The organism is Photorhabdus khanii NC19, assembly GCF_000517265.1.
Lineage (GTDB): Bacteria > Pseudomonadota > Gammaproteobacteria > Enterobacterales > Enterobacteriaceae > Photorhabdus > Photorhabdus khanii.
Genome location: NZ_AYSJ01000012.1, coordinates 80,780 through 103,504, shown reverse-complemented (window position 1 = coordinate 103,504; position 22,725 = coordinate 80,780). Strand labels below are relative to the sequence as shown.

At 40.5% G+C, this 22,725-nt stretch carries 16 protein-coding genes and 1 rRNA gene; 14 read left to right on the top strand and 3 right to left on the bottom strand.

The window, feature by feature from the left end:
- The first annotated feature begins 79 nt into the window (after positions 1-79).
- The 6 genes from rrf (at position 80) to PTE_RS12090 (ending at position 8,984) form a co-directional block, all read left to right on the top strand.
- Positions 80-195: ribosomal RNA gene (gene rrf / locus PTE_RS12115) — 5S ribosomal RNA — on the top strand.
- Positions 196-1,971: 1,776 nt separating this feature from the next.
- Positions 1,972-2,901 (top strand): homoserine O-acetyltransferase MetA, encoded by a 930-nt coding sequence (metA, locus tag PTE_RS12110; RefSeq protein WP_036846813.1) that lies wholly within the window; start codon positions 1,972-1,974, stop codon positions 2,899-2,901.
- Positions 2,902-3,186: 285 nt separating this feature from the next.
- Positions 3,187-4,785: a malate synthase A gene (gene aceB, locus PTE_RS12105; RefSeq protein ID WP_036846811.1), complete on the top strand. Its 1,599-nt coding sequence runs from the start codon at positions 3,187-3,189 to the stop codon at positions 4,783-4,785.
- Positions 4,786-4,848: 63 nt separating this feature from the next.
- Positions 4,849-6,156, top strand: coding sequence for an isocitrate lyase (gene aceA, locus PTE_RS12100; protein WP_036846808.1), 1,308 nt, complete (start codon positions 4,849-4,851; stop codon positions 6,154-6,156).
- A 62-nt stretch (positions 6,157-6,218) separates the two neighbouring features.
- A complete protein-coding gene (gene aceK / locus PTE_RS12095) occupies positions 6,219-7,991 on the top strand; it encodes a bifunctional isocitrate dehydrogenase kinase/phosphatase (protein ID WP_051477385.1) in 1,773 nt (590 codons plus the stop codon).
- A 429-nt stretch (positions 7,992-8,420) separates the two neighbouring features.
- Positions 8,421-8,984: a hypothetical protein gene (locus PTE_RS12090; protein ID WP_036846803.1), complete on the top strand. Its 564-nt coding sequence runs from the start codon at positions 8,421-8,423 to the stop codon at positions 8,982-8,984.
- 265 nt (positions 8,985-9,249) lie between these two features.
- Here the strand turns inward: PTE_RS12090 and iclR are convergent, their stop codons facing one another.
- Positions 9,250-10,080 (bottom strand): glyoxylate bypass operon transcriptional repressor IclR, encoded by an 831-nt coding sequence (iclR, locus tag PTE_RS12085; RefSeq protein ID WP_036846800.1) that lies wholly within the window; start codon positions 10,078-10,080, stop codon positions 9,250-9,252.
- Between the two features lie 914 nt (positions 10,081-10,994).
- Between iclR and PTE_RS12080 the strand changes: the two genes are divergently transcribed.
- From PTE_RS12080 to PTE_RS12055, 6 genes are all read left to right on the top strand, one after another.
- Positions 10,995-11,819 carry an alpha/beta fold hydrolase gene (locus tag PTE_RS12080; protein WP_036846797.1) on the top strand — a complete coding sequence of 275 codons (825 nt, stop codon included), beginning with the start codon at positions 10,995-10,997 and terminating at the stop codon, positions 11,817-11,819.
- Entirely contained in the window at positions 11,812-12,195 is a 384-nt protein-coding gene (locus tag PTE_RS12075; RefSeq protein ID WP_036846794.1) for a membrane protein, read from the top strand. The genes PTE_RS12080 and PTE_RS12075 overlap by 8 nt, the downstream gene beginning before the upstream one ends.
- A 48-nt stretch (positions 12,196-12,243) precedes the next feature.
- A complete protein-coding gene (locus PTE_RS12070; protein ID WP_036846792.1) occupies positions 12,244-13,140 on the top strand; it encodes a hypothetical protein in 897 nt (298 codons plus the stop codon).
- Positions 13,141-13,190: 50 nt separating this feature from the next.
- Positions 13,191-14,237, top strand: a complete 1,047-nt coding sequence (locus PTE_RS12065; RefSeq protein WP_036846789.1) for an acyl-CoA/acyl-ACP dehydrogenase — start codon at positions 13,191-13,193, stop codon at positions 14,235-14,237.
- Between the two features lie 91 nt (positions 14,238-14,328).
- Positions 14,329-16,896, top strand: coding sequence for an aminotransferase class III-fold pyridoxal phosphate-dependent enzyme (locus PTE_RS12060; protein WP_036846786.1), 2,568 nt, complete (start codon positions 14,329-14,331; stop codon positions 16,894-16,896).
- Positions 16,880-17,917: a DUF2156 domain-containing protein gene (locus tag PTE_RS12055; RefSeq protein ID WP_036846783.1), complete on the top strand. Its 1,038-nt coding sequence runs from the start codon at positions 16,880-16,882 to the stop codon at positions 17,915-17,917. Before PTE_RS12060 ends, PTE_RS12055 begins: the two co-directional genes overlap by 17 nt.
- A 112-nt stretch (positions 17,918-18,029) precedes the next feature.
- Here PTE_RS12055 and PTE_RS12050 read toward each other — a convergent pair whose 3' ends face one another.
- Together PTE_RS12050 and lysC are read right to left on the bottom strand one after the other, a co-directional pair.
- The gene (locus PTE_RS12050) at positions 18,030-18,329 is read right to left on the bottom strand and encodes a hypothetical protein (RefSeq protein WP_023044494.1); all 300 of its coding nucleotides are present in this window, start codon (positions 18,327-18,329) and stop codon (positions 18,030-18,032) included.
- A 369-nt stretch (positions 18,330-18,698) separates the two neighbouring features.
- On the bottom strand, positions 18,699-20,078 hold the full coding sequence (gene lysC / locus PTE_RS12045; RefSeq protein WP_036846780.1) for a lysine-sensitive aspartokinase 3: 1,380 nt from the start codon (positions 20,076-20,078) through the stop codon (positions 18,699-18,701).
- Positions 20,079-20,376: 298 nt separating this feature from the next.
- Between lysC and pgi the strand changes: the two genes are divergently transcribed.
- Together pgi and ubiC are read left to right on the top strand one after the other, a co-directional pair.
- Positions 20,377-22,023 carry a glucose-6-phosphate isomerase gene (gene pgi, locus PTE_RS12040; RefSeq protein WP_036846777.1) on the top strand — a complete coding sequence of 549 codons (1,647 nt, stop codon included), beginning with the start codon at positions 20,377-20,379 and terminating at the stop codon, positions 22,021-22,023.
- Positions 22,024-22,209: 186 nt separating this feature from the next.
- Positions 22,210-22,722, top strand: coding sequence for a chorismate lyase (gene ubiC / locus PTE_RS12035; RefSeq protein WP_036846774.1), 513 nt, complete (start codon positions 22,210-22,212; stop codon positions 22,720-22,722).
- Positions 22,723-22,725: the final 3 nt, after the last annotated feature.

Genomic DNA, 22,725 nt, shown 5'->3' with positions numbered 1-22,725 from the left:
TATTTCAGCTTGTTTGACAGATTGGTTCGGATGGTGGTGTGTTGAGCAGGCGCATCACGGTCGGAATGAACTGAATTTGCCTGGCGGCGATAGCGCGGTGGTCCCACCTGACCCCATGCCGAACTCAGCAGTGAAACGCCGTAGCGCCGATGGTAGTGTGGGGTCTCCCCATGTGAGAGTAGGGAACTGCCAGGCTTTAATTGAAGTAGAAACCCTCAGCGCCCGCTGGGGGTTTTTGCGTTTCAGGGGGATGATTTTATTAACTGATTAACTGATTAACTGATTAACTGATTAACTGATTAACTGATTAACTGATTTCATCCGATATTCATTTCCTTTTAGAAAACAAGGCGAGTCTCATATTTTTAGAATGGGTATTTTTATTTAAAAATAAATCACATTTAATTAAAAAAACATCCTGAATGACAATTTAAAGACTATTGATAAAGCTGTATTGAATGGGAAAGATTATCAGTACCTATTTATTGGTTGCTTTTTCATAAAATGGAATCACGGCCCATCGATAAGGTTTACCAGTGATCCTGAACGGGTTTTAGGTCATCATCCTTTATTCAATCTTCATAAATCAGCAATTAAATAATCTGATAATATAAAAATACCTCTTTCTGTTTTTTCGGATAATCCCCCCCTTTTTTTCAGGGTTTAAATCCTGCTAGATTAACCGTTTTATCCATTTTTTATTGTGTTATTTTTATGGTTTTCTTCATAAATAACCATCTAGAAAGTACTTGAAAATCCACCCGTTCAGAAAATATTCTTTTGCGTACGAATTTCTTTTCAACTTGCTATTAATGGTTAATGATTTTCGATTAAAGATAATTAATGCTCCTGTTGAAAAGTTGTATTTATTGAGTTAAATCCGCCATAGATATAAAAACTTTAATGCCTCTGTATTTACGCTTTTAAATTACAGGTTCATTTCGCGGGCATCAAGACTGTAATTTAAACTGTTATTAAAAATCATTGTTTTAACTTATGGTTTTAATAGGTATAAAGTTTTAGCCGCTGTTTTTACCACTTTTAATGTCTGCTTTTTGTTAACTTTAATCATTATCGAATATCGTGTTTTACGCTTAATGAACACTAGTCATACCCGTTTTTTATCTTTATTGATCGGATAATCACCTCCTTTATTTTCAGGGCTTAAATCCTACCAAATTAACTATTTTATCCCTTTTATTATTGCGTTATTTTTAGGTTTTCTTCGTAAAATAGCCGGCGAAAAAGCACTTGAACACCTCTCTATTTGGAAAATATTCTTTTGCGTGCAGATTTCTTTTCAACTTTCTATTAATGATTTTCGATTAAACGTTATTAACTCTCCTGTTGAAAAGTTGCATTTATTGAGTTAAATCCTCCCTGGATATAAGAGTTTTAATGCCTATGTATTCGCACTTTTAAATGCTTATGACAGAATTGGATAAATGTAAAATAAGCAAAGTATAGAATCGCTGATAAATGAATTAAACGGTTTTTAATCTGATAGAAAGAAAATGAGTCAGGATATTCTCAGTTCAGCTCGTTATGATGGGAATCTTCTCATATTCATAAAGCTACCTTATCGAGCTGGTTGTTGACAGATTATAATTAGTTCGAATATCTGTTTCAGAGGAAGCTACATGTATTTCGGCACTGGAGGCAGATCTGATAGCTTAACAATAAGAATAATTTATTAATAGATCTTGTCTTTTTGTATTGATTTCTAGCGTATTTCATTCCATTTTTAAGTAAATTTGCCTTATTATCTTTTTATATAAAAATGAAATTCAAATTATTTTTTGTTTAAAATATTAAAAATTTATTAACTATTTTCATGTTAGATATCGTGGTATGAACAAAATGAAATAATTTCAGTTTACTTGTAAAGCCTCGACATTTAGCTAATATTTAGTTAGATTTAGCTATCTAGAAGTCTAAGTGTATAAATGGATAAAAAATCGAGGTTATAGCATGCCAATTTGTATACCGGATGAATTACCGGCAGTGAATTTCTTACGAGACGAAAATGTGTTCGTGATGACATCTACCCGTGCAAATATTCAAAATATACGTCCGCTAAAGGTATTGCTGCTTAACCTGATGCCAAAGAAAATTGAGACTGAAAATCAATTCTTACGGTTGCTATCTAATACGCCTTTACAGGTAGATATCCAGCTACTCAGGGTGGATAACCGGAAATGTAGGAATACGCCTGTTGAGCATTTGAATAACTTTTATTGTGATTTTGAGCAAATAAAACACCAAAATTTTGATGGCTTAATTGTCACTGGTGCTCCATTGGGGTTAGTTGAATTTGGAGATGTGGCATATTGGGGGCAGATCGAAAGAATAATTAGTTGGGCAAAGGAGCATGTAACTTCTACTCTATTTATCTGTTGGGCGGTACAAGCGGCTTTGAATATTTTGTATGGTTTGCCGAAGCTTACCAGAGAAGTAAAATTATCAGGTGTTTATTATCATACGACGCTGGAGCCTCTGGCACTATTGACTAGAGGGTTTGATGAATCTTTTTTTGCTCCTCATTCCCGCTATGCGGACTTTCCTGATCAGGTTATTCGTGAACATACCGATCTTGATATTCTTTCCAGCTCTGAAGATGCAGGTGTGTATTTACTGGCGAGCAAAGATAAACGTATGGTGTTTGTAACGGGTCATCCTGAATATGATGCCGGGACACTGGCTGGTGAATATTTACGTGATTTAGCGGCAGGTCTGGATCCAAAGATCCCAATAAATTATTTCCCAGATGATAATCCAGAAAGAAAACCATTGGCATCGTGGCGCAGTCACGGGCATTTATTATTTTCCAACTGGCTGAATTACTATGTGTACCAGATTACGCCATATGATCTTACTTACATGAATCCAACACTGGACTAATATCTTCATAAATGGCTGAATCTCAGCCATTCCATTCCCCAGATTTTTTTCTAATCTTCTGTCAACACCGCACTTTTTGTAGTTTATCTTACATAACAAAAACTTAACAAAATGATCGTATGATTTATGGAATCAATTTCTCTAATTATAGGTGAGTAATTTGTCGTTTAATTCATTGTTTTTTCTTGAATAAAAATAAATTTATTTAAAAATGGAAATCGTTTTTGATTTATTTTAAATATCGATTACTCTTATTCAAGTGTGCTTTAAAATGAGGATGAGTGAATGACGCAGCAAACTTTAGCGACTGAATTATCGTTTATTAAGCGATTTGGCGCGGCAGAGCAGGAGATTTTGATGCCTGAAGCGGTAGATTTTCTGGCAAATCTGGTTGTTCAGTTTACTGATAGACGGAAAAAACTATTAGCGGCTCGGGATATTTGGCAGAAGAAAATTGATGGCGGTGAATTGCCTGATTTTATTTCGGAAACAAGTTCCATTAGAGAGGGTGAGTGGAGAATTCAAAACATTCCAACTGATCTCCGTGATCGCAGAGTAGAAATCACTGGACCAGTAGAACGGAAAATGGTTATCAACGCTTTGAATGCAAATGTAAAAGTTTTCATGGCTGATTTCGAAGATTCCTTAGCACCGGCTTGGGATAAGGTTATTGAGGGACAAATCAATTTACGTGATGCTGTTAATGGCACAATTTCTTACGTTAATGAGCAGGGGAAGCAGTACCAGTTACGATCAGATCCTGCTGTTTTGATCGCACGGGTAAGGGGGCTTCATTTACCGGAAAAACATGTTCTCTATCAGGATGAACCCATTGCCGGCGGATTGTTTGATTTCGCGCTCTATTTTTACCACAACTATAAGCAATTACTGGCAAAAGGGAGTGGCCCTTATTTCTATTTACCTAAAATTCAGTCTTACCACGAAGCGCTTTGGTGGAGTGATGTGTTCAGTTTTGCAGAAGATCGCTTTGATTTGCCGAGAGGTACAATCAAAGCAACAGTATTGATTGAAACTCTGCCCGCTGTATTTCAGATGGATGAGATTCTTTACCATCTTCGTCACCATATCGTTGGTCTTAACTGTGGTCGCTGGGATTACATTTTCAGCTATATCAAGACACTGAAAAATCATGGTGATCGGGTTTTGCCTGATCGTCAATCTGTCACAATGGATCAACCTTTCCTGAGTGCTTATTCCCGTTTACTGATTAAAACCTGTCATAAACGTGGAGCATTTGCGATGGGGGGAATGGCGGCCTTTATTCCAAGTAAAGATTCTGAACACAACAAATGGGTGTTAGATAAAGTTCGGGCGGATAAAGAGTTGGAAGCGCGTAATGGTCATGATGGTACATGGGTTGCTCATCCAGGTCTTGCCGATACGGTAATGGAGATTTTCGATAAGGCATTGGGAGAACGGCAAAACCAGTTAGCTATTTCCCGCGCAGAAGATGCACCTATTACGGCTGCGCAATTGCTGGAACCTTGTCCTGGAGAGCGTACTGAAGAAGGGATGCGCGCCAATATCCGCGTGGCAGTTCAGTACATTGAAGCCTGGATTTCAGGAAATGGGTGTGTGCCTATCTATGGCTTGATGGAAGATGCTGCGACAGCAGAAATTTCCCGGACATCCATTTGGCAATGGATTCATCATGAAAAATCATTATCCAACGGTAAAAAAGTAACAAAAAGCTTGTTCAGACAAATGCTGGAAGAGGAAATGGAGGTCATTAAGCAAGAAGTTGGAGAAGCACGTTTCAGCCAAGGGCGATTTAACGATGCGGCCAAGTTGATGGAGCGCATTACCACTCAGGATGAGCTGATAGATTTCCTGACACTGCCGGGATATCAATTGCTTGACTAAGCAACGAATAATAATAAACCACCATTATCCGATTAATTTAATAAAAGATAGGAAGTAGAAGTCATGACAATCTCCAGAACTCAACAAATCGCTCAACTGGAACAGGAATGGAAAAGCGCTCGCTGGAATGGAATTATCCGCCCGTACAGTGCGGAAGATGTGGTCAAATTGCGTGGCTCGGTTAATCCCGAACATACATTGGCACAGCTTGGCGCCAAAAAACTGTGGGAACTGCTGCATGGTAAAGCAAAGAAGGGTTATGTGAACTCATTGGGTGCATTAACCGGCGGACAGGCATTACAGCAGGCAAAAGCGGGTATTGAAGCGATTTATCTTTCTGGCTGGCAGGTTGCGGCTGATGCTAACACTGCGTCCAGTATGTATCCTGATCAATCCCTCTATCCGGTAGATTCGGTTCCGGCGGTAGTAAAACGTATTAACAACAGTTTTCGCCGTGCAGATCAGATTCAGTGGGCAAATGGTATTGGTACTGATAGCTCGGACTATACCGATTATTTTCTGCCAATTGTGGCAGATGCGGAAGCAGGATTTGGTGGTGTTCTGAATGCTTTTGAACTAATGAAAGCCATGATTGAGGCTGGCGCTGCGGCTGTTCACTTTGAAGATCAACTTGCTGCGGTGAAAAAATGTGGTCATATGGGCGGTAAAGTTCTGGTTCCGACACAAGAGGCTATTCAAAAATTGGTTGCTGCGCGTCTGGCAGCGGATGTTTCTGGTGTGCCGACACTGCTCATTGCCCGTACAGATGCCGATGCAGCTGATCTGCTGACTTCTGATTGTGACGCTTATGACAGTGAGTTTATTACTGGCGAACGGACTTATGAAGGATTTTTCCGTACCAGAGCAGGTATCGATCAGGCGATTAGTCGCGGTTTGGCTTATGCTCCATATGCTGATGTGGTGTGGTGTGAGACATCAACACCGGATATCGAAATGGCCCGCAGTTTTGCCGAGGCGATTCACGCCAAATATCCCGGTAAATTATTGGCTTACAACTGCTCTCCATCGTTCAATTGGAAAAAGAATTTGGATGATAAGACCATTGCGAGTTTCCAGGCTGAATTGTCAGCAATGGGTTATAAATTCCAATTTATTACTCTGGCGGGTATCCACAGTATGTGGTTCAACATGTTCGACCTGGCACACGCTTATGCTCAGGGCGAAGGTATGAAACATTATGTGGAGAAGGTACAGGAAAGAGAGTTTTCATCCATTGAGCGTGGTTATACCTTCTCTTCTCATCAGCAGGAAGTGGGTACAGGCTATTTCGATAAAGTGACCACGATTATTCAGGGTGGGACATCATCTGTCACTGCATTGACGGGTTCTACGGAAGAGCAGCAGTTCTGATTGTTGTGTTTCTTATTCTATTCAGCCTGCTTATTGCAGGCTGAATATATTGAGGAGTTGCGATGGGGATAGATTCAGCACATCTGATAGCACAAACGATTTTACAAGGATTCGATGCACAGTATGGTCGCTTTTTGGAGGTGACTTCAGGTGCACAGCAACGCTTCGAACAGGCTGACTGGCGCGCCGTTCAGCAAGCGATGAAAAAGCGTATCAATCTTTATGATCATCACGTTGGGTTGGTTGTTGAGCAGCTTAAATGTATACATGGTGTTTTCGGATATGATGAAGAGTACATTGCCGAAGTGAAGGTGGTTTATACCAGTTTATTACCAGATTATCCCCGGTTTGAAATTGCCGAAAGTTTTTTTAATTCTGTGTATTGCCGTCTGTTTGAGCATCGTAACCTGACACCGGATAAGTTATTTATTTTTACCTCCCAGCCTGCCCGCAGATTCCGGGATATTCCCCGGCCGTTATCCCGTGACTTTTTCCCTGATGGCAATCTTGCCTCAATGTTACGGACAATGCTCAATGATCTGCCGCTTCGTTTACATTGGGAAGATCTGGAGAGGGATATTCGTTACATCACGGATTATCTGCAACGAACATTTCCAGCCGGAGAATTATTACAGGCGACTTTTCAGATAGCGAATGAACTGTTTTATCGCAATAAAGCCGCCTGGCTAGTGGGTAAAATCCGCATTGAAAATCAGGTTTATCCTTTCTTATTGCCGATCCATCATAACGAATCTGGCGGGATTTTTATTGATACCTGTCTGACCGATCAGGCTGATGCCAGCATTGTATTCGGTTTTGCCCGCTCCTATTTTATGGTTTATGCGCCTTTGCCTGCGGCTTTGGTGGAGTGGTTGAGAGAAATTCTGCCGGCCAAATCAACCTCTGAGCTGTATATGGCAATTGGCTGTCAGAAGCATGGTAAGACAGAATATTACCGGGAATATCTGGCGTTCATTACCTTCTCCAAAGAGCAATTTATGATTGCTCCCGGTGTTAAAGGTATGGTGATGTTGGTGTTTACTTCCCCTTCACTTGATAGAGTATTCAAGGTTATTAAAGATAAATTTGCGCCACAGAAAGAGGTGACTCAGGAGCGGGTGCAGGAGTGTTACCGTCTGGTCAAAGAGCATGACCGTGTGGGGAGAATGGCTGACACACAGGAATTCGAAAATTTTGTTATTGATAAGGCCCGTATCAGTCCTGAATTGATGGCAGAGTTGCAGAAAGAAATACCGGAAAAACTGGAAGATCTGGGGGATAAGATCCTTATCAAGCATCTGTATATGGAACGCCGAATGACCCCGTTGAATATCTATATGGAACAAGTGGATGAACAGAAACTGAAAGATGCGATTGAAGAATACGGTAATGCGATTAAACAACTTGCTGCGGCGGATATTTTCCCCGGAGATATGTTGTTCAAAAACTTTGGTGTGACACGGCATGGGCGTGTGGTGTTCTACGACTATGATGAAATCTGTTATATGACGGAAGTTAACTTCCGCGATATACCGCCGCCGCGTTATCCAGAAGACGAGCTTGCCAGTGAACCTTGGTACAGCGTAGCGCCAAATGATGTTTTTCCTGAGGAATTCCGGCATTTTCTTTGTGCTGACAGTCGTATTCGCCGTTATTTTGAAGAGATGCATAGTGATTTGTTCAAAGCAGATTATTGGCGAGCACTACAGGAACGGATTAAAGGTGGTCATGTGGAAGATGTGTTTGCATATCGCCGTAAACAGCGGTTTAGCCAGCGAATTGAGAGTAATGATGCAGAAACCCGTTATGCTGTTGCCTCCAAAGATTCAGTGTGATGTTTACTCATGGCAGTTGCTATTGGCAACTGCTGTTTTCATCCGCTATTAGCCGAATCTGTGGCTCATCAGTAGTTAATATTATTATCTTCATTAAATTGTTTCCTTAAGTTAAATATAAATTAACTCCGATTTATTTTTCTTATTCCGGATATGAATGTTCCTAAAAATAATAAATCTGAAGTTTAATATAAAATATATTTTTTATTAAGAAAGCATAATCATAATGTAAATTAAAACCATATATTTGGTGATTGCTTTAAGAAATAAAAATGGAATTGTTTATTTTTTGGTGTTCTATAATTTCATTGAGTTCAGAAAACATATTTTTGTCACAGCTAATGACTAAAAAATAATGAATATTTTTGAATTTTAATTAAAATCATTAAAATTTTATATAATTGAATGAAATCATTTAAGGAGTTAATAATGGCTAGTGTAATTTTATACGGTGATAAAATTCATATCAAAAATAACTATAATAATGGAAATGGTGGCTATTTGGATACTAATGGTCATGCAAATGTGTCGGGAGCAAAATATAACGTACTTACGGCTTCTTCACCGACACGTGGTCCGGGTACAGGTACATGGCAAATCTTGTCTGCGAGCGGAAAGAATATAGGGACAGAGGTTTATAGTGGTGATACGGTGTTTCTTGTGAACCTTTACCAAAATAATGGAGGATATCTTGGCACTAATGGTTACGCACCATCGCCTGAGCTCTATAATGTTTACACGGCCGATAAAACAGCACGTCCGGTTGAGACCCTGACATGGTACATTTTTTCAGATACAACCAATGGATATGATGGTAAAGTTCGTGAAGGCGATATTATCCGTTTTCTGAATAGTTATAATAGTGTACGCGGGGGATTTCTCGATACTTGTTTCAATGCTACTGCTCCTGGTGCAGTATATAATGTATATACTTCACGTCTTTCTAATCGAGGCAATGGAACAGGCACTTGGAATCTATCAAAAGTAATTTAATAAGGATGGCACTCATCGATTAGTGCTTTATTAACTAATCCTTCTATATCTGTAAGGGTCTGGAAATATAATTGTCTTCGGACCCTTTATCTCATTTGTCACTGATATTACTTCTAAACTGGTTAAATAATTTCGTTATTATTCTGTTATATTACCGATAATATTTTCAGGAATATTATAAAGTAAGTTGAATTTATTGGGCTGAAAAGACAGGGCATGAAAAAATCAATGCCCTGAGAAGGATATGATAATTTAATAAAAAGAATTAACGAATTCCACCATATTCTTTACTGATCTCTTTTGCTGCACGGATAACTGAGGCACCAAGTTCAGTGACGCGATCATCGGTGATCCGAGATACAGGTCCGGAAATGGAAATAGCAGCGAAGGCTTGGTGATGCTCATCATAAATACAGGCGGCAATACAGCGCAGACCTAAAGCATGCTCTTCATCATCGAACGAATACCCTTGTTTACGCGCTTGTTCCAGATTTTCTTTTAAACTTGAAGGGGTTGTCTTGGTATGTTGCGTATAAGCATGAAGCCCTTTCTTATGCAGTAATTGAACCAGTTGGTTATCTGATAGTGTTGAAAGGAATGCTTTTCCCGCCCCGGAAGCATGCATAGGCAATTTGCCACCAATAGGTGCGGACATTCTCATCAGGGCATTACACTGCACTTGATCGACAATAACCGCCTCATATTCACTGTGATCAAGAATAGCCAGATTGACGGTTTCACCGGAATCTTCCATCAGGCGGCGAAGGATAGGGTGAATAAGTGCCAATAGATTGCGGCTCTGCAAGAAACTGCTGCCGACAATAAACGTGTGTGAACCGATAACCCACAACCCTAAATCGCCAACCTGACGAACAAAACCGTGTTGTTGTAAGGTGGTCAGAAGGCGGTGAGTGGTGGAGTTGGGTAATCCGGCTTGTTGTGCTAAATCAGTCAGTGCGATACCTCCGGGTGACTCGGAAATAGATTCCAAAAGATTAAGACCGCGACTTAATGACTGTACCTGCCCGTTAGCAGCAGCATTATTCGTCGTAATCTTAGTCCTTTTTGTTTTTTTACTGGTAACGGCAGTGCTCATTGAAATGCCCTCTGAATCATAAGATGGAATTCATTTTCATTTCTCATTATGGACGATAAACCTGAAAAATACTCATCCGATGTGTGGAGAATGTTATCTGTCACTCCTTACGCACTATGTGTAGATCTGATTTCTGTGCGCTGTCTGTGTTCACTATTTATTTACAATAACGGCCTGCAACAATAACGCCGAATAAGATAGTTTCTAGTCCCATAAAATTGATGGTTATCATTAAAACCAGTCAAAAAATAAGATATCAGAATGACTGGTTAATTTGATGAATTAAATAGTAGATAAATAATAATTTATAATCTTTAATAATGTTATTGTGTAAGTGTTATTAAGAGATAATGTAAGGAATTAATAGTTTGTTTTAGTTAAAGTATTAAATTGATTTGGTAAAGATAAAATGATGAAATAATTTCAGAATATATTGTTTAATTTTTACATGAATAAAGTTAATTTGCTTTTATGTATTTCCACAATTAAAGTTATCTATCTCCATTATTAATCGATTGTTTTTATATATAACCATATTGTTCTGTGGGAGTTGTTATATATATATTTAATATATTCAGGATTGATATTGTTACTGATTGATAATTAATCTTGTTCATATATTAATGATATAATTCACATTTGCAATTAAATCATGTGTGAAGTGTAAAATAATTCTTCCAGCAAATAATTCGGAAAATAATATATGTTTCTTGATTTATCGATAGCCTGTAACTAATAAAGTATAAGGGGCTTTTTATTGGTTAATAATAAATTTAAAAACCACCAATAGCCCGAAAAGGTAAATATAGATAACTGATTGATATTTATCGCCTTTAAAACACGAATTTTTTTGGCTGCTTTCTCGCCGATGTCAGTCACCGGAGTGTGATGTAGTTAATGGGGGCATTGTAGATATGAAAAATAATAATTTTAAAGTGGCTGGCAATTTTCTCTGTAATTATAAGGTTTATCAGGGAGATAATAATGGCAGGGTGATTGTATTGTTACCGGCTATTGGTGTGGAAATCAGGAAATATGAAACTCTGATACAACAACTGGTAAAAGAGGGTTTTCAGGTTGTGACTGCTGATATGCCAGGTTATGGAGACAACCAACCCAAACCCAGCAGGGAAAATGATTATAACTATTCCGATCTGCTGCGGGATTATCTTCCCACAATGTTGGACAAGGCTATTCAATTAAATAGTAAGGAAATTCCTATTGTATTTGGTCACAGCCTTGGAGGGCATATTGCGACGCTTTTTGCCTGCTCAACTGACCGGCCTTTTTCTCTGTTTTGTGTGGCAACCGGGAGCGTGTGGTATAAGAATTGGCAGGGAATGGGGCGGATACAGATGATAAAGGCTGCTGTTATTTTTAACATTCTGACTGCGTTATATGGTTATCTCCCTGGAAAAAAGATTGGTTTTGGTATAAGAGAAGCTAAGGGGTTGATGCGTGATTGGTCCTGGACTGTCTGGACAGGGAATTATGACCATATCAGTGCTTATAAAGGTAAAAGGAATAAGAATTTATCCAAAGCGGTTTATATTTGTTTCAAAGAAGATAATTGGGCACCGTTAAAATCTACCCAATCATTAGCAAGTCTTATACCTCACGCAAAAGTGAGTGAAATAACCCTGGCTCTTAAAGGGAATCCTCATAGTGTTTGGATTAAACAGCCAGAAGGCATTATTGCAATCATGAAGAGAGAAATGATGGAGAATAGAAATGATTAATACATTGAAAATTCTGCGTTGGGAATTTCTGGGGTTGTTTTTCATCAGTTTATTTCTGACCTGGCAGCTTGAGAGTTATATCAATTGGTGGCAATTTATTGTGTTATTTTTTCTGATTGATATTATCGGCTATTATCCAGGACGGATTTGGAGTTTGCTGAATAAGAAAGAGGTTCCACCACCTGTTTTTTATACTGTTTATAATGCTTGCCATAATTTATTCACGCTTAGTATGATTACTTTGCTCTGGCTCTGGTTATTTCAGGATAATTACAGTGTTATTGCGTTATTTGTCCACATTTGCCTGGATCGGGGTGTGCTGGGAAATTTCCCTAAATTATCTATTAATGTATTTAAGCAGCCAACTGTTCATTAAAATGAAACATTATAGAGAGATAACTCCATCTAAATAGGAATTTATATCATGAGCTTAATTAAACAGGCATCGGAAATAGAAATGCAAGCAAAGGATTGGGGATTGGATGAATGGTTTACTGAACAGGTAGAGGTTGAACAAAGACAAAAAAACCATTATGCCAATGATCTTAAACTAACCTATTTGCCTGGTGATTTACGGGAATCTCTGATTAGGGAGCTCTCTTTTAAATCGATCTCAGAATATGAAGCGACTAAGGCATTGTTGTTGCTTGCAGATAAAGCACCTGACAATATCAACTTTGATTATATGTTGACCCAGATATTTGATGAAGGCAGACATGCCAAATTATTCAGGGAACATCTGGTGAGAATAGGTTTCGCGGATATCGGCAATGTAGCCGGAAAAATGGAAAGCCTCTTATTGGGAAAAATGACCAATATGCTGGAGACATTGAGAACTTATTTTGACAAGTGGGTGGTATTGGAAAATAACTACATCGCCGGTGTGCTGATCATTACTGTTGTTCTGGAAGGTGTGTTGGCGCCAACTTCAGAACTCAGTGAGATCAAATGGCGTCCTTTTGATATTACCGCCGCCGAGACTCAGGCCAGAGCTAATGCTGATGAATTAAGGCATCTGACCGTGTGTGCAAACATTGTCAAAATGGCGCTCGAAAAGGATAGCTCGCTAAAGCAACCGGCTCTTGAGTGTATAGAAGAAGGATTGGCGTTATGGAATCAGGTATCTGTTGATGACCTGTTTGTGGAGCGCGAAATGTTCTATCAACGGGGTATGCAGAGCAATTTGCGCTTTATTGAAGGCTATGAGTTGGCGCCCGGGATGCTGTTGTCCGATTCTACTGTGGAATCTCGCCTTGAGTTATCTCATTCTCTGGTGGAGCAGATGCAACAGTCCCGTCTTGAGTACATGGGCTTAGTGTAGATATCAGGCTTATTCAGTGGGTTGTTTGAATAAGCAAAGGAGAGTTGAAAATGACAGATATTGTTGAAGAGCTCAGGAAAAATAGCGGGAAATATCAGCATTTGACTCCTGATAGGTTGAAGAGATTGTTGCTGGATTCTGGGGCCGCTTCACAATGCTTACGCTTGGTGGCTCAATCCAGCATCGAGGGGCTTCATCAGGTGGGTAAGACTGTACGTGAAGTCTCTTCATGGCTTCCCTCTGTCGGTATTGCCTTAACTATGCATAATCATATTGTACTGGCTTGCAGTAAGTTTCCCGATATATTCGAAGATAACAACACATTATTGGATGAAGTGATGGCTTCAAAAGCGCTGGTTGCTTCTGCTTTTGCTGAGGGGCTGCCTGGAGCGAATATTTTTATGCCGTCACTTAAAATGCATTCTAAAGGAGGAAAACTATTGGTTAATGGTTCGAAGAAACCCTGTTCTCTGTCTTCGATTGCTGATTATTACGTATTATCGGTATGCGACACAGATAATGACAATGAAATGAGAGTCGTGTTGGTTTCTAAATCGGCGCAGAGTATTAAGGTTATTCCTTTCTGGCGACTGGGGATTTTTACTGAAAGTGATAATCAAGAAGTAAAATTTTTGGATACTGAAATTTCCTCAGAACGTCTTTCTCATTATAAGGGGCTTGAGCAGCAAGCAATTCTTTCCTACGGTTTATCACTGTTTAATTATTTTGCCGCTAATACTTACTCTGGCGTTTTGGATGGTCTTGCTCGTTTTATTCCTGAGAAGGTGGCAGAACAGCAGTCCATTAAATACACCCTGACCCAAGCTGATTATAAGATTAGTGTTATTCTCGATCAGATGCTGATGATAGCTTTTTATGCTAGTCAGGATGAAAATGCCGTCTATAAGATCCTCGCGTTACGTTATACCTTGGAAAAGATCCTTGAAGAGACCGCCAATTTCATATTCCGATGTTGTGGTGGGATTAAGGTGATGACAACACCAGAAATTATGAGTTTCTATTCCGCTGTACAGTTATTTAAATTTCATCCTGTAGGAGAATTCCAGATGATTAACCAAATAATGCAGCCAGCTTAATGATTTTTTAGATCACCTATTTATAACTCAAGAATTTTCCCATGCTGTTTACAGCATGACTTTGTGCACCTAAAAAAAGAGAGAGAGAACTATGTTTGTTAATCAATATCGTGAGAGTTTATTAAACTCTGTGGGCCTTGAACTGGATATTAAGTCTGCTGAAAATAACCGGCTTACATTATCGGATGGCCGGGTTGTTAAAGACTTTTTGGCTCAATATGGTGCATTGCCATTTGGGCATAATCCTGATTTTGCTATCACCGAAGTCAGTAAGTTCATTGAAAATAAAGAACCTATCTTCTTTCAGCCCAATATTCACAAAAAGGTACGGTTATTGGCTGAAATGCTGGCAGAACAAATAGACAAGGAAAAATACACCCACTGTACTTTTACTAACAGTGGTGCTGAGACGGTAGAAGCGGGGATTAAGTTTGCACGCCTGGTGACCGGCAGAAAAAGTATTTTGAGTCTGAATCGCAGTTTCCACGGTAAAACTTACTCGGCATTATCCGCTACAGGCTCCAATCGGTTTAAAGCTGATTTCATTTACGATGATAAGCTGTATGAACATGTTGATAGTGAAAACCTGGATGAAATAAAAAGAAAGCTGGAAAGCCGGGAATTTGCCGCATTTATCATTGAACCAGTACAGGGAGAAGGTGGAATGAAAGTGATTCCATCGGATACGCTCTCCAGTATTTTGCAATTGTGTAAGGCCAATGGCACGTTGTCAGTATTTGATGAAGTTCAGACTGGCATCGGTAGGTTGGGGGCATTCTGTGCGGCCACGCTCTATTCCCTGAAACCGGATGTGATCCTGTTTTCTAAGGCGTTGGGTGCGGGTATCTCGCCTATTGGTGCAATGTTGTATTCAGATGAACTTTATGTTTCCGAGTTCGACAAGAAACACAGCTCCACGTTTGCCAATAATGTTCTGGCGGCGACTATGGGGATTGCTGTTATCGAACATCTGACTAAAGATGACGGCAAGGCGTTAACGCATGTTCAGGAGGTCAGCAATTATGTTGATGAATGTCTTGAACAGTTGGCCGCTAAATACCCGACGCTTTTTTATTGGCAAGGTGCCGGCTTGATGCGGGGTCTGGAAATACAGGACAGTAAAGCGGTTTCCAACATATTTATCAATTTCAGCCAACGAAGTGGTGGTTTGGCTTACATTATTTGTAGTTTCTTATTGAAACACTATGGCATTTTCACCATGCCATTGATGTCCCGCCCTTGTTCTGTACGTTTTGAGCCGCCGCTTAACGTTGCCAAAGAAGATATTAAAGCGTTTTTCACAGCTTTTGATGAAGTCTGTAAACTGGTCCAGAATGGACGGTATGACATTCTGTTTTCACACTTGATAGACCTATCTGTTGCGGATCTCCCGCCACCATCGGTCAGTTATCCAATTTCAAGAAACAACAATGTTGCCCAGATTAAAACGCCTGTGCCGCAATTGATTGAAGGTAAGAAATTCGCTTTCCTGATTCACACCACTTCGGTCAATGAGCTTGCGCATTCCTATTGTCTGTCAATAAAGGAGAATTACACACCGGAGCAACAGAAACAGCTCGGTAACTGGATCACGGAAGTTTCTGCGATTGATTTCAATCCTGATATCGCGGTTGAGTTTGGTGTCGAAAGCTCAACGGCATACGCTAACGGTATGCTTCTTTTCTCACCTATCAGTCCCGAAGATATGATGGCTTTGTCGGTGAAAGAACGGGCGGTGTTAATGAAGGAGTATTTTGATATAGCAGAGAAAAATGGTGCTGAAATAGTCGGATTAGGCGCTTATACATCGGTGATTACTGATGGGGGTAACAGCTTGGTGAATAATCGGCAGGGCCGGATAGTGACTAACGGCAATTCTCTGACGGCGATGGCGGTGGTTGAGGGTATTCGTTCAATGTTGGCTGAAAATGCGTCCCAGCAAACGTTGGCGGTAGTGGGGGCCAGAGGCTCTGTCGGCCGGCTTTCTGTCACCGGTTTAGCCCATAACTTTGGCCGGATTATCCTGGTTAGCCGCCCCAATAAAGCACGCATTTTGCTTTCTGAGCTGACCAAGGCGCTTCTCTCCACGGTGTTAAAAACTCACGATATTATCCAGCCAGATTCTGTCATGGATAAGATGAGGAAATGGCTTGTTAAACAAAATCCCGGTGTCACCGATGCCCGTGTGTTGCATCAGCAAGTTCTTGAAGTCATTGGCACCTTTGGTTTAGAAGCGATAGAGAGTTATGAACAATCTTTGAGTCAGGCTGACTTTATCGTCTCAGCAACCAGTGAAGGCAAGCCTTTCTTGAATACGAATTACTTGAAAGATTCCGCCATTGTTTTTGATGCGGCCAGACCATTCGATTTCATTCGTGACGGTAACCATCTTGTTTATGAAGGTGGTTTGGTCTATCAGCCTGAGAAAGTCACTTACAGCGATTGCAATCTGATCGATGTCCCTGCGGGGGTCAATCTGGCTTGCTTGTCAGAAACCATTGCTGTGGCGCTTGAGCAGGTGAGTGTTCATCAAAGCATCGGTAAGTCTATTGATTACAATGACGCATTAGCCATCCGGGATATCGCCAGGAAGCATGGGTTTATCCCGGTCCAGTATGCCCCGAAGAATCAAGGTGAACGTTATGAGTATGTTGCCTGATATTCCCCAGGTTATTACCACCGGGAACGCTCAGGATGTTCTTGGCAACAGTCATCTTAGAAAGGTGCTTTGCTATGCAAAGCACCCGTTGAGTAGCCTGTTGTTCAATAGTGAAACACTGTGGTTTACGAATCAGAAGGGAGCGATTGGTTTCTTCCAGGACAAAAACCTGCATATGTGTGTTGGTGGCATCTTGGCACCTGATGAAGAACGCGCTGCACTTTTGCAGTTATTTCTCAATTTCACCAGAGAAAAACGGGCTTTCCCGGTTTTTTTGCACGGTGATGAGAGTGACTTTGTGTTATTGAAGAATAATGGCTTTTCTGTGAACCAGCTTGGGGCCAGTTATTCACTGAGCCTTAATGGATATAGCATGACAGGCAAGCGGTTTCAGCAGCTTAGAAATAAAATCAGCAAATCCAGAAGGGCAGGAATTTCTGTTCGAGAGATAAGCTCGCAAGAGGAATATTATCGGCTAAAACCACAACTAGAACAGATTAATCAGCTTTGGTTGAAAGAAAAACATGCGAAAGCCCTGAAAAAACTGGTGATTGATTTCAACACCGTGGAAGTGAATTCAGGTGAGCACAGAGTCTATATTGCAACTCGGGGAGAACAGATTCAGGCATATATCGTCTATAGTTACACTTGGGGGGAGACATCGGGGTGGTTTCATAATCTATCCCGAAAGAAACCGGACATACCCGACGGCACTATGCAGTTTATTAATGAAACCGCGATTAATGACTTCCTGGGAGAGGGGACAGTTTCCTACCTTCATTTAGGTTTCACCCCATTGGTGGAGTTTGGTGAGGAGAGGAACTTCAATGATTCGGCAATCTTTCATAAAATTGCCAAATGGTTGTCATCAAAAGGCGGCATTGTTTATCCTGCCGCTTCGCAACGTCAATATAAAATGAGCTGGCGGCCGTCGTTAATTGAACCGGAATATATCGCTTTCCCCAAGGGAAAAGCCATGAAAGCATTATGGTCAACATTGCGGACGACCAATAGTATTTGATGTTGTAAGAAGTTTTCTTTTAATGTTGGGTAACAGGTGATCAATGAGGGGCTAAAAATACTAAACTGATCACCTGTCATGGCTAATAGTTATTTTTATATTAGTCTATTTTCTATGATGAAATTATTTTCACTGAGCGTATATATCTAAAATTATTTTTCTCTTCATAAGTTATTGTTACCTTATTTTTTTGCTGAAATGAAGATAGTAACGTGTTATATATTATGGATAAACCAATATTCATGTTCACGTCCAGATTCCAATCTAAATAAAATTTAGATTGTTGTCCATTATTTTGTTTAACTTTAATTTCTGTATTATTGGGATAGGGGTTTCCTGTTCCTGATTCTAACGATAATATTATTCCTGTGGAATTTTTATATGGGGGAGTTAATTCTATATTTTCTTTCATTTGTTATTCCTGTTTTTAACTTGTTTTTTATGATGTATAAGATAATTTTAATTTATCTTAGTAGGAGGAGGGTTCCAATGTTAAACATTGGAATAAGGAAGAGTTATTTTATTTTTGGAATGTAAATTTATAATAGATCAATATAAATGTAATAATAATATTATCTTGTGTTTTATTATCAGCTGTTGGGTGATAGGATAAATGGAAAAATTAACATAAAATAACCAAGTAAATCATATTTTTTCTCACTTAAAACTGACTTGAATTATTACCGACCCACTTTAGACGATATTTATTGATTTTTTAACATAATATGCCCCTCAGTCTTTTGGCTGAGAGGGATATCAAGGTCTACGAAACTATATTCACTCACTCAAATAAACGCTGATGAAGCGTTTGAACAATTTGTTCTGCGTCGTTGCCTTGGACAAGCAGGCACAAGTTATGGTTGCTGGCGCCGTGACTGATCATACGGAGATTGAATCTTTCCAGCGCACTAAAAACCTGTTTTCCTAATCCACTGGTTTGAGAAAGCTGATTACCAATAATCGCCACCAGCGCCAAATCTTTTTCCACATCAACCCTGCACAGCGTTGAAAGCTCAGTCATCAGTGCATTGGTCAGCAAACTGCCATTTGTACTGGTGGAGCCGGTAGTATCAAGTGTTAATGCCACATTCACTTCAGACGTGGTGATCAAATCCACGGAGATGTTATGACGTGACAAGATAGTAAATATTTCAACCAAAAATCCCTGTGCGTGTAACATTTTCAGGCTGTGCAATGTCAGTAAGGTTTGTTGCCGGCGCAGGGTGATAGCACGGAATCGGGGTGGCGCTTCCGTCGTATCGCAAACCAGTGTACCGCCGGCCTGAGGATTTTTACTGGAACCAACAAATACAGGAATACCACAGCGAATAGCCGGAAACAGCGTTGCCGGGTGCAGGACTTTAGCACCAAATGTTGCCATCTCAGCCGCTTCATCAAAGGCAATTTTATCAATTCGTTGGGCAGCCGGAACGACTCGTGGATCAGTAGTGTAAATCCCCGGAACATCTGTCCAGATATCAACACGCTTCAGGTTGAGGGCTTCTCCCAACAGTGCCGCAGTATAGTCACTGCCACCACGTCCCAGTGTGGTGGTACAGCCTTTCTCTTCACGGCCAATAAAACCTTGAGTGACAATCAGGGTATTTTTCAGACGAGGTAAGAGATGTTCAGTTGCCAGTATTCTAAGCTGTGTGTTGTTTGGTTCCGCACGACCAAAATGATCATCGGTACGCATAATTTTGCGAATATCAAACCATTCGGCATCGGTACCACGCTGGCGAAGCAACTCGGTAAACAACAGCGTGGACATCAGCTCTCCGTGGCTGACTAATTCATCTGTCAGTGCATCCGAAGTTGCCAGCGATGCTGTTTCAGAAAGTGCTTTAATATTTTCCAGCAGACGGTTGATTTCCCGACGAATAGCATCAGATATGTGCAAACGATCAGCAATCGCATATTGAATGGTGTGGATTTGTTTCAGATAGTCAGCCCGTTTATCTGCATCGCAGCCTTCCGCCAGCGCGATTAATAGGTTAGTCATACCAGCAGAAGCAGACAGTACAACGACACGAACTTCTTTATTTGCCAGTACGATATCTGCACTGCTATTCATGGCATCGAAATTTGCCACGCTGGTACCACCAAATTTTGCGACGATATACCCGCCGGTTTCCGGGAAAAGGGATGAAACAGAACTCATTGCGATAACCTTATGTTGACTGGATGGAATTTTAGAAATATCGGGTTAACCGATTTGAGTCAACGTAGTGAAGGGTTATATCAATATCTTTCATGATGATAGGATAATCATAAAAGAAATTGAGGATAGCGGAGAGAGTTGGTTGTTTTTCATGCAATCCAGCAAATAGAGCTAGAAAAACTTGATTGTTTTGACCAATATCAGTGATTAAAGGAAAGGAGGCTTTAATCACAGAATTACGGGTTACAATCTTTTTTTACCTCCAATTATTTACAGTCAGTTGATAGAGAGCATCGCCATGAAAAATATCAATCCTAGTCAAACTTCAGCCTGGAAGGCATTAGAACAGCATTTTGAGCAGATAAAAGGTATTCACATACGTGAGTTGTTTGAACAGGACAAAGATCGTTTTGCTAAGTTCTCCGCGACGTTTGATGACCAGATGCTGGTGGATTTTTCAAAAAACCGCATCACAACCGAGACATTGGAAAAGTTACAGGCGCTGGCGAAAGAGACGGATGTTGCCGGCGCTATTCGCAGCATGTTCTCCGGTGAGAAAATTAACCGTACTGAAGATCGCGCTGTACTGCATATTGCTCTGCGTAATCGCAGCAATACCCCGATTATTGTTGATGGGGAAGATGTTATGCAGCAGGTTAATGTTGTGTTGGAAAAAATGAAAAATTTCAGCCAGCGGGTGATTAACGGTGAGTGGAAAGGTTATACCGGTAAGGTGATGACTGATATTGTGAATATCGGTATCGGTGGATCAGATCTCGGTCCTTATATGGTCACTGAAGCGCTGAAACCCTATAAAAATCATCTGAATATGCATTTTGTTTCTAATGTTGATGGGACCCATATTGCGGAAACCCTGAAAGCGCTTAACCCGGAAACAACTTTGTTCCTGATTGCTTCCAAGACGTTCACTACACAGGAAACCATGACCAATGCTCACTCTGCCCGTGATTGGTTTCTGAAAACTGCCGGTGATGAAGCGCATGTTGCGAAGCATTTTGCCGCGCTCTCCACCAATGAGCAGGAAGTTAAGAAATTCGGTATTGATACCCAAAATATGTTTGAGTTCTGGGATTGGGTGGGGGGCCGTTATTCATTATGGTCAGTGATTGGTTTGTCTATTGCGCTCTCTATTGGGTTTGATAATTTTGAACAACTGCTCAGTGGTGCACACGCAATGGATCAGCATTTTGCCCATACCCAGTTTGAGCAGAATATCCCCGTATTACTGGCGCTGATTGGCATCTGGTACAACAATTTCTTTGGCGCGGAAACTGAAGCGATTCTGCCATATGATCAATACCTGCATCGTTTTGCAGCATACTTTCAGCAGGGCAATATGGAATCCAACGGTAAATATATTGACCGCAATGGTCATCCGGTGGGTTACCAAACCGGCCCAATTATCTGGGGTGAACCGGGAACCAATGGTCAACACGCTTTCTATCAACTTATTCATCAGGGCACTAAACTGATCCCTTGCGATTTTATTGCTCTGGCGATCAGCCATAACCCATTGAGTGACCATCACAACAAATTGCTCTCCAACTTTTTCGCTCAAACAGAAGCGTTGGCATTCGGTAAAACCCGTGAGCAAGTGGACGCTGAGTTTTCCGCCAGTGGTAAAACTGCGGTTGAAGTCGGCCATGTTGCACCATTTAAAGTGTTTGAAGGAAACCGTCCGACGAATTCCATTCTGTTGCGTGAAATTACCCCATTCAGTTTGGGTGCGTTGATTGCCATGTATGAGCACAAAATATTTGTACAAGGGGCGATTCTCAACATCTTCACCTTTGACCAATGGGGAGTTGAGCTGGGTAAGCAGCTGGCTAATCGTATTTTGCCAAAGCTTGAGGAGGCTGAAGAGGTTGCCGATCATGATAGTTCGACAAATGGATTGATTAATCGTTTTAAAGCATGGCGTTAATCACTTATTCTGAAGCAGGAATTTAATTTGTATAAGCGAATTGTGTTCATCATAATTCGCTCTTTTGGCAAGCATTATTTACAGAATTTGTCATAACTTTTTATTCTGTATACCTACAACGTGGTATTCTCAGTGCCCATCAATTGTACTACCGGATAAAAGAAATTTGTCCTAATGGAAAATCGCATGTTAACCGACTCGATCTTAACAACGGCACCTATTCAGTGGTTCTCGGTGGATTCATCTGACTTGCCTGATGGGATTTCAGACTGGCTGATGGAGTTAGGTTCAATGACCCGCCGTTTTGAACAATACTGTGAGTGTGTTCATGTTGTACCATTCAGGGAGTTTTTTATCACAACGGAAGAACTTCTTGATGAAAGTGAGCATTTGCTAACTTGTCAGAGATACTGGCTGCGTGAGGTCGTGTTATACGGTGATAATATCCCTTGGTTATTGGGAAGAACGTTAATTCCTGAAGTAACATTAACCGGCCCTGATGAAAGTCTGGTTGATTTAGGAACAGTCCCGCTTGGGCGATATCTTTTTAGTAGCAATAAATTAACGCGGGATTATATTCATGTGGGGCAACAGGGGAAACGTTGGGCAAGGCGATCATTGCTGAGGTTATCAGGCAAGCCATTATTATTAACGGAAGTCTTCTTGCCTGAATCACCTGTATACGAAAGTGAAATTTAAAAA

What these genes read in the sequence shown, in the direction of transcription:
- metA (WP_036846813.1), top strand. Translation starts at nt 1,972, where the DNA reads ATGCCAATTTGTATACCGGATGAATTACCGGCAGTGAATTTCTTACGA.
- aceB (WP_036846811.1), top strand. Translation starts at nt 3,187, where the DNA reads ATGACGCAGCAAACTTTAGCGACTGAATTATCGTTTATTAAGCGATTT.
- aceA (WP_036846808.1), top strand. Translation starts at nt 4,849, where the DNA reads ATGACAATCTCCAGAACTCAACAAATCGCTCAACTGGAACAGGAATGG.
- aceK (WP_051477385.1), top strand. Translation starts at nt 6,219, where the DNA reads ATGGGGATAGATTCAGCACATCTGATAGCACAAACGATTTTACAAGGA.
- PTE_RS12090 (WP_036846803.1), top strand. Translation starts at nt 8,421, where the DNA reads ATGGCTAGTGTAATTTTATACGGTGATAAAATTCATATCAAAAATAAC.
- iclR (WP_036846800.1), bottom strand. Translation starts at nt 10,080, where the DNA reads ATGAGCACTGCCGTTACCAGTAAAAAAACAAAAAGGACTAAGATTACG.
- PTE_RS12080 (WP_036846797.1), top strand. Translation starts at nt 10,995, where the DNA reads ATGAAAAATAATAATTTTAAAGTGGCTGGCAATTTTCTCTGTAATTAT.
- PTE_RS12075 (WP_036846794.1), top strand. Translation starts at nt 11,812, where the DNA reads ATGATTAATACATTGAAAATTCTGCGTTGGGAATTTCTGGGGTTGTTT.
- PTE_RS12070 (WP_036846792.1), top strand. Translation starts at nt 12,244, where the DNA reads ATGAGCTTAATTAAACAGGCATCGGAAATAGAAATGCAAGCAAAGGAT.
- PTE_RS12065 (WP_036846789.1), top strand. Translation starts at nt 13,191, where the DNA reads ATGACAGATATTGTTGAAGAGCTCAGGAAAAATAGCGGGAAATATCAG.
- PTE_RS12060 (WP_036846786.1), top strand. Translation starts at nt 14,329, where the DNA reads ATGTTTGTTAATCAATATCGTGAGAGTTTATTAAACTCTGTGGGCCTT.
- PTE_RS12055 (WP_036846783.1), top strand. Translation starts at nt 16,880, where the DNA reads ATGAGTATGTTGCCTGATATTCCCCAGGTTATTACCACCGGGAACGCT.
- PTE_RS12050 (WP_023044494.1), bottom strand. Translation starts at nt 18,329, where the DNA reads ATGAAAGAAAATATAGAATTAACTCCCCCATATAAAAATTCCACAGGA.
- lysC (WP_036846780.1), bottom strand. Translation starts at nt 20,078, where the DNA reads ATGAGTTCTGTTTCATCCCTTTTCCCGGAAACCGGCGGGTATATCGTC.
- pgi (WP_036846777.1), top strand. Translation starts at nt 20,377, where the DNA reads ATGAAAAATATCAATCCTAGTCAAACTTCAGCCTGGAAGGCATTAGAA.
- ubiC (WP_036846774.1), top strand. Translation starts at nt 22,210, where the DNA reads ATGTTAACCGACTCGATCTTAACAACGGCACCTATTCAGTGGTTCTCG.